This window comes from Pengzhenrongella sp. (genome assembly GCF_036565025.1).
Classification (GTDB): domain Bacteria; phylum Actinomycetota; class Actinomycetes; order Actinomycetales; family Cellulomonadaceae; genus Pengzhenrongella.
In genome coordinates this window covers 19223-31230 of record NZ_DATCNW010000220.1, presented here as the reverse complement: position 1 = coordinate 31230, position 12008 = coordinate 19223, and the positions used below count along the sequence as shown (strand labels likewise).

10 protein-coding genes are annotated in these 12008 nt (G+C 68.7%); 1 reads left to right on the top strand and 9 read right to left on the bottom strand.

All coding sequences use genetic code 11. The annotated features are described in order from the left end of the window. Positions 1–253 precede the first annotated feature (253 nt). The 4 genes from VIM26_RS12740 to VIM26_RS27060 form a co-directional block, all read right to left on the bottom strand. Entirely contained in the window at positions 254–1291 is a 1038-nt protein-coding gene (locus VIM26_RS12740; RefSeq protein ID WP_331951721.1) for a hypothetical protein, read from the bottom strand. A 233-nt stretch (positions 1292–1524) separates the two neighbouring features. Beyond that, the gene (locus VIM26_RS12735) at positions 1525–1848 is read right to left on the bottom strand and encodes a helix-turn-helix transcriptional regulator (protein WP_331951719.1); all 324 of its coding nucleotides are present in this window, start codon (positions 1846–1848) and stop codon (positions 1525–1527) included. After that, complete coding sequence (locus tag VIM26_RS12730) at positions 1848–2921, bottom strand: site-specific integrase (RefSeq protein ID WP_331951717.1); 1074 nt, start codon at positions 2919–2921, stop codon at positions 1848–1850. The genes VIM26_RS12735 and VIM26_RS12730 overlap by 1 nt, the downstream gene beginning before the upstream one ends. A gap of 930 nt (positions 2922–3851) precedes the next feature. Beyond that, positions 3852–4211 (bottom strand): Na+/H+ antiporter NhaA, encoded by a 360-nt coding sequence (locus VIM26_RS27060; RefSeq protein WP_414696480.1) that lies wholly within the window; start codon positions 4209–4211, stop codon positions 3852–3854. Positions 4212–4599: 388 nt separating this feature from the next. On the opposite strand from VIM26_RS27060, the gene VIM26_RS12725 reads away from it, so the two are divergent. Beyond that, entirely contained in the window at positions 4600–5091 is a 492-nt protein-coding gene (locus VIM26_RS12725) for a hypothetical protein (RefSeq protein WP_331951715.1), read from the top strand. A gap of 139 nt (positions 5092–5230) precedes the next feature. Here VIM26_RS12725 and VIM26_RS12720 read toward each other — a convergent pair whose 3' ends face one another. The 5 genes from VIM26_RS12720 to VIM26_RS12700 are packed head-to-tail and all read right to left on the bottom strand — an operon-like array spanning position 5231 to position 11930. After that, positions 5231–6022, bottom strand: coding sequence for a DUF4913 domain-containing protein (locus VIM26_RS12720; protein WP_331951713.1), 792 nt, complete (start codon positions 6020–6022; stop codon positions 5231–5233). Next, positions 6015–7799 (bottom strand): type IV secretory system conjugative DNA transfer family protein, encoded by a 1785-nt coding sequence (locus VIM26_RS12715; protein ID WP_331951711.1) that lies wholly within the window; start codon positions 7797–7799, stop codon positions 6015–6017. The genes VIM26_RS12720 and VIM26_RS12715 overlap by 8 nt, the downstream gene beginning before the upstream one ends. Further along, on the bottom strand, positions 7796–9328 hold the full coding sequence (locus VIM26_RS12710) for an ATP/GTP-binding protein (protein WP_331951709.1): 1533 nt from the start codon (positions 9326–9328) through the stop codon (positions 7796–7798). The genes VIM26_RS12715 and VIM26_RS12710 overlap by 4 nt, the downstream gene beginning before the upstream one ends. After that, on the bottom strand, positions 9325–10809 hold the full coding sequence (locus VIM26_RS12705; protein ID WP_331951707.1) for an SCO6880 family protein: 1485 nt from the start codon (positions 10807–10809) through the stop codon (positions 9325–9327). The genes VIM26_RS12710 and VIM26_RS12705 overlap by 4 nt, the downstream gene beginning before the upstream one ends. Beyond that, positions 10806–11930, bottom strand: coding sequence for a hypothetical protein (locus VIM26_RS12700; RefSeq protein WP_331951705.1), 1125 nt, complete (start codon positions 11928–11930; stop codon positions 10806–10808). Before VIM26_RS12700 ends, VIM26_RS12705 begins: the two co-directional genes overlap by 4 nt. Positions 11931–12008: the final 78 nt, after the last annotated feature.

Here is a 12008-nt window from a genome sequence, read left to right as displayed (position 1 = left end):
TGCTGATGCGGAGTCGTCTTGTCACCCGGCTGATCCGAGTACTCAAGTACTCGAACCCGCTCGTTCTCGAAAACAACCTTGTAGTGCTCCGGGTTGCTGGCAACGGGATCGAGGCTCATACAGGCAGGATGCCAGAAGCTCGGCTCGTGACAGCACCGTTACCAGCACGTTTTTCGTGAGTTCAGCCGGACTGAAGGTATTTCAGCGGGAACCCACGGCTTTTCCGAGCTGATCCTGGGGAATCCGGGTGGGTTCACTGGTCGATGGAGTCGGTTTCGAGCCGGTTGTTGAGCAGGCTCTGTGCGATGCCCGCGTAGCGACTGGCGGTGGTGTGGGACAGGTTGAAGACCAGGGCGATGTGCAGTGGGTCGGCGCCGGTGGTCAGGGCCTCGTGCAGGATCCGGTCTTTGCGTACATGTTCCAGATCAACGCCGTTGCGGCGGAGGTTGAATGCGAGGTAGCCCGGGGTGATCGGCTCGATTCCGAGGACGGTTTTCTGCGAGATCAGGACGTGCCTGTTGGGGGTGTTGGGCCAGGTGTCGCGTCGGTGGTCCAGCCAGGCCAGCAGAGTCCGGTGGGTCAGGTCGCCCAGCCGTTGGGGGTGCCCGGCCAGGGTGATGCGTCGGTTGGGTAGGTCGACGTCGTCGAGCAGGAGGGCCCGGATCGCGGCCGGCCGGGCTGCCTGGACGGCGGCCAGTGCGATGATCAGCCGCTGGGCGGGGTGGGCGGCGATCTGTTTGACGGCCTGGATTTCGGCGTCGGTCATCGGCAGGAGACTGGCTTCAATCTTCCCCGCCTTCAGCCGGGTGGTGGGGTTGGTGAAGATCAGACCGTGCTTATTCGCATAGCCGAACAGTGATCTCAGCGCCGCGATCGCGGTGTTGCGCTGCCATCCGCGCACTGGCTCTAAGGCCGCGGTGACGTCGGCGCTGGTGATCTCCCGCAGATGACTGCGGTGGGTCGCCCATTGCGCGAGGAATGGTTTGAGCGTTCCGAAGTAGACATGGAGCGTGGTGTGGGACCGGGGTTCAGTGCGCTTGTCCCCGTCCAGCAGGACCAGCAGCCAGGACCGGACCACCACAGCGAAGCCGGCGGGCAGGTCACTGGTGCGGTGCTCGATCCAGGACCTGATCGGCGGGGTCGTGTCGTCCTCGAGCAACCCGAGGCCGGTGAGGACCTCGGCGACTCGCGGCGTCGAAGCGTGCCGGGGCGTGCGGTTGCGGACCTCACTGAGTGTCACCGGTTGGCCGGCCGGCCGGTCCTGCAGTAGCCCGGTGAGGCCGTCCAGCACGAGCCTAAGAGTCGAAGGGCTCCAGCTGTGCGTTTCCCCGAGATGCCGGGCCTGGACTGCCGCCGATTGCAGGACCGGATTGTCCGAGCTGAACGCCGGATGCTGCCAGCGGACGGGTGGTGCCGCCCCTGCCTTGCGGCGGAAGGACGAGGCCATAGCTCTGCAGTTGTTGTTGCAGTAGCGCCGATCTCTGCGACTCCCGGCTGGCAGCGAGGTCTGGCAGTACTCGCAGTTCACCGTGGCGGCAGCGATCGCCCGGTGCGTGGGCGAGGCGTGGCCGGGTGGGCCTCGCCCACGGCGGCAACGTGCTGGTTAGGTGCCGGTTGGGGTGCGGGCACGGTGTCCGGTTCGGACAGCAGGAGCTCCTCGACACCGCAGCCGAGTACGGCGCAGAAGATGTCCAGCTCATCGAGCTTGATCACATTGGGGTTGCCCGACCACAGGCCGGACATCTTCCCGGCGCTGATCACCAGACCGCGTTCGGCGAGCATCCGCTGGAACTCACTCGCCTTCCAGATGCCGCGGTTGGCGGCGGCCAGCCGGAGGTTCCACTTCATCAGGTGAGTCCTTCCCATCGGGTGCTCGCGCGTTCCTGACCGGCGACCCAGGCGTCTTCGACATGGCTGGCGTGGACGTGGATGTACCGGGCCGTGGTTCCGGTCCAGGCGTGCCCGAGTAGCTCCTGGATGGCGAACAGGTTCATCCCTGCCAGGTAGAGCCGGGAAGCGCAAAAGTGGCGCAGCACATGGGGTGTCAGCTTTCCATCCCAGGTCGGAAGGTGCGCGGTGGTGGCCTCGGCCAGTGACCGGCGGAACACATCCGCGGTGGCCCGGGTGCTGGAGCCGTCGATGGCCTTGCGTTCGGAGGGAAACAGTGGCGCACCATGGCGGGTGGGGTCGGCATCGAAGTGTCCCAGGACATCCTCGATGAACCAGCGCAAGCTGCGGTCAGCACCGTTGATCAGCGGCACCAGCCGGGCCTTGGGCCCTCTACGGCGCGAGCCCTTGCCGTGACGCACGTTGAGTTTCCCGAACCGGCCCAGCTCCCACCGCACGTCGTCCAGGTCCAGCATCCTTGCTTCGTTGATCCGCAAGCCCACGTCGGCCGCGAGTCGGGCGACGGCATAGTTCCGCGCCACCGGGGCGAACTTGCGGGAGGTCACCAGCTCCTGACGCCAGCCGGCGAAGAGCTGCTCGATCTCCTCCTCGGTCGGTGGGATCCGTAACTGCGGCTCGACCGAGGCACGCGGCCGGTTCATCTCATCCAGCGGGCACTGCAGCACCCGGCCGGTCAGGTTGTGCAGTTCGACCTTGTGCCGCAGCTCCAGGAACTGGAAGAACACCGTCAGCGCGGCGGCCCGCCCGGCCCGGGTCGAGGGCTTGGCGTCGCGCAGGACCTTCCCGAAGTAGGTATCGGCGTCGGTCTCCTGCATCTCCCACAACGGGCGAGCGAACCAGTCCCGGATCAGCTCCAGATGGTTGGTGTCGTTACGGATGGTGCTGTCCACCAGCCCCGCCGAGGCCCGCGCCAGCACGAACCCGGACAAGACGTCGGTCTCGAAGGACGCAAGATCCTCATCGGTCGTCGGCGCTCGTAACACGCGCAGATCCCGCACCGCTGCCAGGCCCACCCCGCACCCCCGGACTTCACCCAGGCTGAACTTTCCTGGCTGCGAGAACGATAGCGGCACCGAGAGTGAAAATTGCCCAACCGAGAGTCACGGCGAGCCGAGCGGGGTACAGGCGGGCAAAGGCCCAGGTCCAGGCACGTTCAGGCCAGGGCCTGAACTCGAGAGGGACTCACGAACACGTCGACTGTTGCGTACCCTGGTCTGGCGGCTGCGGCGAACTTCCCGCTGCCCGTCGATGAGGTCCTGCCCGACGGTCGCTACCTGTCCCGGCTGAACGACCCGAAGGCGTTGGCGCGCGACGAAGGTGCGTCCGCCATCACCGTGCGGGTCGTGGAGCATCACGGAACTCGACGGCGATCACCTGCGCCGCCCCGACTGAGCAGCTACGTTCGAACGCAGTACCTCGCAGCCCCCGCCACCTTGAGGCCCGCCTCAGGAGAGATGACGGGGGTTGCCTGGCCCTCGCACATGCCAGCATCGAGCCGCAGGGCTCTGCGCTGCTTGTCATCCACGTCCGCCGAAACAGTCCATACACTTGTTCGAAGGGGCGCGAGTGGACCGGTCAAAGTGGCGGCGCACACCGCGCGGCTACGTCCGCGTCCCGCCTCCTGCATGCCCGCGCGGCCACCGCTGGACGATGAGCGGGCCGGGCCGACCGCTCGAACGCTCGGTTACGTGTACCTGCTTGACGGATCTGCACCACCTCGTGTGGATCTGCCCGACGTGCTGGACCTATTGTGCGGACGGCTGCACCGACTTCACGAAATGGCACCGGCACACCGTCCCGGTCGACGTTCCCGCGGAGCGGCGCGCTTCGATCTAGCCGCATCATTCGATTCGGGCAGGTAACCGGCATCTCGCAACGCCGCGTCGAGCACGTCCGACATAGAGAATCGCAGCCAGCCGAGGGGCCGGAAGCGGTGCTCGAAGTCATTCGGCCAGCCCTGGCCCGGCCTCGAGGCCACAGCCCGTGGCTGCGCACGACAGGGACCCGAATCCGAGCAGCACGCCCGCGATGGTCGGCATGGACCCCCGATGAATGCCCAAAGACCACACGATGACCGCCAGAGGGGGCAGCACCCACCACGAGCGCACGCGGCGCTGGACCACGACGGTGGACAACGTGAGCGGCGCGAGGGCCGCCAGCAGCGGAAGGACCGCGAGATGAACGGTGTAGATGATCGCGAGGCCAGCGGGTCCTCGACGACGGCGAGCGGGAGCAGAAACGTGTGCAGCGCCGAGGGCAGATGCCGGCCGATCAGCACGAGCACCGCCAGGGCTGGCCGTCATTACGAACGACGTCATCGAAACCGCCCGCAGCACTTGTCGATGCTGAGTGTGACCCCCAGGTGCCCTCGTGACTGTCGACACGTGGACCCAAAGAGGGTCACCGAGCGGCAAGACCGGCCGTGACCTGCTCGAGCAGCCGTCCCGGCGGCGCGGCCCACGTCGAAGGGATCTGGGTCCAGTCGGGCACGTCAAGGACGGGCATGGCCAGAGTGTGCCAGCCGGCTCGCCCCACCGTGTGCCGATCCCGGCCACCGCCGCACATTCTGCCCGGCGTGTCGCGCTTCGGAGCACCGTCCTGCTCGGCTCGCCTGCGCTTCCAGGCAACGAGGGCACGGCACGCGGGCACTTTTCTCGCGATCGCAGGCGTGTCGGCTGACAAGATGTCGGCGTGACCCAGAGTCTGCGCGGACGCACGTACACCTGCGAGGTGTGCCACGCACCGACCACCCGGATGTTCGGTTTCGCCGGCACGGTGACCCCGACCGAGGGGCTCGGCGGGCTCTCGTTTCGCAGCGCGGTCCACGGGTATTGCCGGGCGCACCGCGAGCTGGTCGCGGAAGGCTTTCCCGCGGCCCTGCGCGCCGAGGGCGACGCGGAGATCATCTCCGACCCGCCAGCCGAGCTGCGGCCCGATAGTGTCGCCAGATTCCAGGCGGGCATCGACGAGCTGCGGGTGAGCTTTGTCGACGCGACAGGCCTACCGGGCGGCACGTACCACGGCGACGTCGAGAGCGCGCCCAAGAACTGCCCGCACTGCGGCGCCACGATCGCCTGGCGCAGCGGCCCTCATCTCTCCGAGGCCGCCGGGCGCGGCAACGCCGAAGCCTGGGAGTGCACCGGCTGCGGTGCCGCTGGCATGCTCGTCTTCACCCCGCACTGAGCCGGCTCCACATGCCGTTGGGCTGTCCGATCAGGCGTGCATCCGGTCAGCCTTGCACCTGCCACAGAGCAGGGTACGAACCAAATTTGGTGATGTCACGGCCGGCCATCGGGCCGGGGCGATTCTTTTTGTGTGCTTGTTACAAGGTCGCGCCATCTGACTTGAGGAGCCAGGCCGGGGCGAGTTCGGAGGGCAGTGCGTCCACGGGGAAGTGGTCCTCGCCGTTGCACCGCTGGAAGGGACCATCAGAGCTCGTCAGGTGGGCCATGCACGGGTCGGCGTGGTCGCGCCACCACAGCGAGGTACCCGTGCCCGGGTCGACCCGCAGGGCTTCGAAGGCTTTCCAGAGTCCGTCGAGGCGAGCGACCGCCTCGGGGTGCATCCACCAGCGGGCGCACCAGCGGATCTTGGACTGCCTGGTGATTGTGCGGGCATAGATGGTCGCGAGGAACTCCGGCACAAAGACGTAGACGTTCGGGTAGTAGTTGGTCGGTGGGGCATCCTCAGCCGCATCGTTGACGCGCGCGGCGGTGGCGAGGGCCATGGTGAGGTTTTCGTCGGCACGCTCGACGGCCGCGGCCGTTTCCTCGAGCTGCCGCTCGCGATCCCGCGCCGTCGCGTCTCGATGGTCGATCGCGCGGCGTGCCTTCTCGACGCTCTCCGCAGCTGAGGCGTGTTGCCACGGCTTCTTCGAGTCGTCCTGCTCGTAGTCCTCGACTTTGACTGTCGTGACGCGCAGTGCGCCCTCGGCGTCCGCGAGAGCGTCGCGGGCGCCGTCGCGCTGGGCAGTGGCGTGGTCATGTGAGGTTTGGGCGGCGGTGAGTGCGTCGCGCGCTTGGGCTACCTCCGTCGGGTCGCCGGCTGGTCGCGCGGCCCTGTCGGCTGCGTCGATACCCGGGTCGTCGTCGAGCAGTGCGTTGATGTCACTCATCGTCGCTCCCCTCCCGGTCGGTCTTGGAGCTGCTCAGCGGCGCATTCATCGCGACCTGTTTGAGGAAGGGGTTCGCGGGCCCGCTGTGAGCGTCGATGGATGCCTGGATTTCGGCTTCGTGAGGGCCGGTGTACCAGGGCTGGGGCTCCACGAGGACGGGTGGGGTGCCCGAGGCCAGCAGCACGGCCCGCCCGGGGGGCAGGTCGCGCAGGTCAGCGACCGTCAGGATGGAGCGGCGCTGGACCGAGCGGGAGATCGTCCGGGACCCTGTGCTCTTGCTGGAGGAGCGGGCGACGTAGTCGTACTCACCGAGGAGCGCACTGAGGCGGCCGAGGAACCGGTCGTCGTCGACGCCGCCGCCGTAGACCTTGATGTTCGCGGCCGACCAGAGCTTCTCCATGCCGATCTTTCCCCAGACCTCTTCGCCTTGGGCCCAGTTCTGCAGGATCGTGTGAATGATTATGCCGCGCGAGCCGAAGTGGCTGTAGTAGGAATCCAGGTTTTTGAAGCGGCAGATGTTCGCGGCCTCGTCGAGGATCGCGACGAACGGGACCGACAGGCGCCCGTGGGGTGACCTGGTGGCGAGCTGCTCGGCAGCCTCGACCACCGCGACCGTCAGGGCGGCGACTAGCGGTCCGGCCGACCCCTCGCCCTCGCGGGAGAGCAGGTAGAGCGTGTCGCGGGTCTCGGCGAAGTTGGCGGGGCTGAACTGCGGAATACCCGAGGCCGGAGGGGTGACCCAGGCCATCATGGCGGGGCTGCGCAGGAAGCGGACGAGCGCCCGGGCCGATGCGTACAGGCCATCACGCGTCTCGTCGACCAGGCCGGCCATCGCAGCCAGGGAGTCAGCCTGCATCGGGTAGCTGGCTTCGCGCAGCGCACCGACCGGAGCGGGATTCGCCGGTTCGGTGAGCCAGGTGTAGACGATCGGGATGGGCTGGCCGGACTTGGCGGCCGCGAGGAGCAGGAGCGCGACCAGGTCCTCTCCTTCGCCCTCGAAGAAGCTGTTCAGTGAGGCTCCAGGAATTCGCGCTGACGCACCGAACTGCGCGGCGAGCTTGGCGGCCCGCATCTCGTCGGTGACGTAGCTCAGCGGATCCCACCACCACTGCTGAGGTTCTTCGGCGACGCCCTGCGGGTCGAAGATCCACGTCCGCCCGACGGCGGCGCGGGGATCGCGGGTCGCGGCCACGACGTCAGGCTTGTTCGACGTCACCACGACCGCGCCCGGGGCGTCGAGAATGCGGGGCACGACCCACGCCGTGGTCTTCTGCGTCCGGGGGCCAGCGATGAGCAGCAGCATGTCCTCCCACGACGCCCAGATCGTCTGCCCCGAGCCCAGGTGCTTGGCCAGCGGCAGACCGGGCACGTCGCTGGCCACGCCCAAACGCTTGGACTTGTTCCGCACGCCGCGCTCGGTGAGATGGGCGATGTCCCGCCCGCGCCCCAGGTGCGCGATCGCCCTGTCCGGGCGCATCCGCCCCCGTGCCCGGCGGGCGACGGCCACGACGATCGCGGCGCCCAGGGCGAGGACCACCGCCGTGAACGCGATCGCCACTCCCGTTGCCGCCGGGCTCCACGCGACGTGCCCGGTGGCCAGACCGACGACGACGTCGGCCGGGTTGGACGGGGGCGCAGGGGTGTGGTTGATCAGCGCAGCGCCGTGCACGGCGACCCACGCGCCGCCGGCGCCCAGGAACACGACGCCCAGGCCACCGCTCATCAGCACGAGCTCGGCGTTCTGATTGGTGGCATCCACCGGGCGTCGTGCGCTCATGCGTCCGCTCTCCTTCGGTCCGTGCGCCGGGTGTGGGACTGCGGAACTGCGGGCTCGGGTTCGCGGGTGTGGGTGAGCCAGCGGGAGTTCGTGTCGTGCAGGGCGAGCTCGGTCTCGGTCGGCTGGACCTGGACCTGGATCCCGGCTCGGTCCCCGACCTTGATGAGGATCTTCCCGGCGCCCGGCGGCGGGGCGGGGCGCTCGATCCCCGTGGCGGGGTCGCGCAGCATCCGCTTCTTCCATCCCGCTGGGGTGGTCCAGCCCGAGACCGTCTTGATCTCCACCTCGGAGAGCCGCTTGACCTCCGACAGGGCCGCGAGGTCCTCCCGGGCCAGCCCGGCGGTCACGATGATCGAGGACCGTTCGGCGAACCCGCGCGCCTTGCGCGCGTCGGCCGCCGAGGCCATCGACTCCATGTCCTTGAGGGAGTGGGTGATGAAGATGTTCCCGACGCCGTCCTCCCGGTTCAGGCGGGTCAGACCGTCGAGCTGGTCGACCAGGCCCGCGCCCTCGATGCGCAGCGGCTCCCACATCTCGTCCAGCACCATCAGGAAGTGCTTCTGCGGACCCAGACCGGCTTCGGCGAGGGCGTTCGAGGCCTCGACCGTGGCGTACCCCTCGGACCAGGTGGCCATCATGATGGCGGCCTTCACATCGGAGGAGTGCCGGCGGATAGCCGAGACGTCCACGCACACCGCTGGGGCGTCCACGTCGAGGCGTTCGGTCGTCTCCCCGGAGAACGTCATTCCCAGCGGTCCCTCCAGGATCGCCTGCAGGGAACGCAGCAGCGGGGTGACCGTCTCGCGGAACTCCTCGGCGCTGGCGGCCAGAGTGGCGCGGAGCAGCTCCTGGGGCGGGTTGGTCAGCAGGTGCAAGAGGTCCGGCAGGATCGGCCCCGGCAGGCCCTGGTCGCGGTGGGTGGCGTCCAGCAGGCGCACCCCGCGCGAGACGAGGGACGATTCCCAGTCAGCGAGGCGTGCGCGACGGGCGATCTGGATCAAGGTCGCCGTCGTGGTCGCGGCCCGTTGCAGGGCCTGCTCCCGCAGGATCTCACCGGCTTCGCCGCCGATCCGGTCGGCGGCCTGACCCATCGCGCCAGGGTTGAGCGGGTTGATCCGCTGGTTTTCGCCCAGACGCATCACCTGCCCGCCGAGCATGCGAACGACCGCGACGTACTCGGCCTTCATGTCGCCGAGCACCAGGGGCACGACGCCTTGGTCGGCCAGGCCGAGGATCTGGCGGATGACGAACGTCGACTTCCCCAGTCCCTGCAGGCCCAGGACCAGCATGGAGGGAGAGGACGCGATCCCGGCCCGGAACCACCCGAAGGGGTCGCAGCACACCGTCGCGCCGGACTCGATGTCCCGGCCGATGGGCACGCCCACGGTCGGGCGCGAGGACCCGGCAGCGAAGGCCCACAGCCCGCAGACCTGAACCGTCGTCCCGCGGAACTCGACCGGGATGGGGAGCAGCTTCCAGGCACCGCCGCCAGGGCCGATGTGACCGCGGGCGCCAAAGGGGTTGCTCACAGCCACTCCCTGACCTTGGCGGGGATGACTGTGTGCGCCCAGGGCACGAACCCGACGGGCATGGTCGCGGCGAAGGCCGCCCCCTGGGAGCCGTAGGAGCGGCGCAACTTGATCGGGACGGCCCCGGCGCGGGACTCGACCGTGGCCACCGCCTGCGGCAGGTCGCTGGCGGAGGCCACCGTCGCGGTGACCAGGATCGAAAAGCGCACCAGGCCGGCACCGGAGGCGACCTCGTGGCGGGCCTGCTCGGTGGCGCGCACAGCCATCGACGCCGCGGCGCTAGGTCGTTTGCTGGACGTGGTCGCGGTGAAGTTCGCGGTCCGGGAGTCGTTCTCCGATGCCTGCATCGCCTCATCTGGGCTGTGCGGGCGGTAGACCAGCGCGACCCGCTTGCGCACGAAGTCTCCGTGCGGCTCCAGGATCGAGGCGAGCGCACGCTCGGTGATCTTGGCGCGGGGCGCGCGCGTCATCTCCCACGTCACCGAGACCCCGCTGTCATGGCGGTAGTGATCCCACGTGGCCTGTGCGCCGACCGGCCCGGCCTCGTGCCACGGGATCGGCTCGTCGAGCCCGGCGAGCTCGGCCTCCTCTTCGAACCGCGCCGCAGCGGGGTTGTACGCGATGTAGACGATCTTCGCCAGGTCCCTGGGGCCGACCATCTCCACCCCGCCACCGCCGGCGGCCTCCAGGCGTCCGAGCAGCGTCGGTACCCGGCGCGCCAGCTCGGCGAGGATCTCGTCCTCGCGCCCGAGCCGCGACAGGCCACGCCCGCGGAACGTCAGCTCGATGTAGGTGATGTTCGAGCTCGCGGCGGCCGGGTAGGTGCGCACGACCTCGTCCATGACGTCGCGCGCCAGCTGTGGGGAGGCCGGGGAGCGGACCGCCCGCACGCTCGCGCCCAGGCGCCCGCCGACGTCCGGAGCAGTGTCGACGATGGCCTTGGCGCACACGAGCGCCGGTTCCTGGCCGCACGCGGCCAACAGCCCGCCGTAGCTTGCGACCCACCCATCAATCCGCTCCTGGTCCTGCAAGCTGGGGCCCTCCGCGACGCACCGGGCGACCACCGTGTACAGGGAGCCCTTCAACGAGCTCTTCACGACAGCGAACTCGTTACCGAACGCGTCGGACTTGCTCAGCAACGTCGTGGTGCCGAGCATCCCGGGCAGCCGCATCTGGTGGTTCTTGTTGCGCGTGAACACTCCGGACCTCCATTGGTTTTCCCGTGCATCAGCCTGGCGGTGGAACACGACCAGACTGGTCAAGAGCGAGCCCAGCGGCGTCCCCACGAGCGTGAACGCGACCAGGAAGAACACCGCGACCGGCACCGCAGCCTGCCAGGTCGAGAACACCATCACGAGCACAGGAACCACCAGCCCGGCGAGCAGGATGACCGAGCCAATGAGCCCGATCGACCCGATCCCGGGCGAGCGGCGCTGGACCCAGTTGCCGTACTGCGGCCGGGAGGCCGCGGTCGTGCTCATGACTCATCCCCAATCGCGCCGGAGGCCGTGTCCTTGCCCGAGTCAGACGCCTGTCGTGCCGCACCAGCGGCATCCGACACATCACCCAACGACACCCCAGAGGTGCCAGAGCTGGAGCCGGACGACCCCGCCGATGGCGGGCTGCTCCCCGATGCGGGTCCACTGCCTGCAGCCGCGGCCGGTGCGCCCACGGCGCCGCTAGCGCCTGCGCCGCTGGCGCCGCTAGCGCCTGCGCCGCTGGCGCCGCTCGCTGCGCCACCAGCTCCGCTTGCAGCAGGAGCCGCGGCAGCCCCACCAGCGAGCCCAGCAGCGCCGCCAGTCACCACGACGGCGCCGACGGCCAGCGTCGCACCGACCGCACCCGCTGCCATCGCGCCGGCGTTGCCCCCGCTCATCGCGGCAGTCGCCGGGACCACGAACTTCATCAAGGCGGGGAGGGCCGCGATCGCGAGGATCATCATCGTCACGCCGGTGAGCTGAGTGGTGATCTGCTGGTCAGCCGAGGCCATCCGGAAGCTGAACGCGTAGATCAGCGTGGCAACCGGCTTGTAGAGGACGAAGGCGACCGACCAGGCCACAGCCTTGAGCCAGGCCTGCCTGCCCATGTCGGTGTTGGAGCCCGCCGCCGTGATCGGCAACGTGCCCGCGAGGATGACCAGCATCGCGTTGCGGACCATCATCAGCACGAACTGGATGACCTGGGTGAGCAGCACGATCAACGCCATGATCAAGACCAGGCCCGGCGCAGTCCCGGCCGCGAAGACCAAGGTCTGGCTCAGGTCCAGATCGGACGCCTTCAAGATCCAATCCGAGAAGATGTCGCCGATCTCGATCCCGAGAATCATCATCGTCACACCCGTGGTGGAGATGAAGACCGTTCGCCAGATCGCCTCGCCCAAGCTCCGCAGATCGCTCCCGCGCCCAGAGGAGGCCACGCGGTAGCAGGCGACCAACACCGAGGCGACCATCACCGCAGCCACTACCCACGACAGCTTGTCCTGAAGCCAGGCCAACGGCCCGGTGGACGACAGGTCAGGACCCGGTGCCCTCAGCCACAGCGTGGTCAAGTTCTTCACGACCCACGCTGCGGACTTGGTCATCGCGTCGGCCCAGGCCTTCATCATCATTTCCCCAGCCCCGCTGGCAGCCCCGCCGGCAGCACTGCCTATCGCGTCAGTCACGCACGCGACCGGATCTTT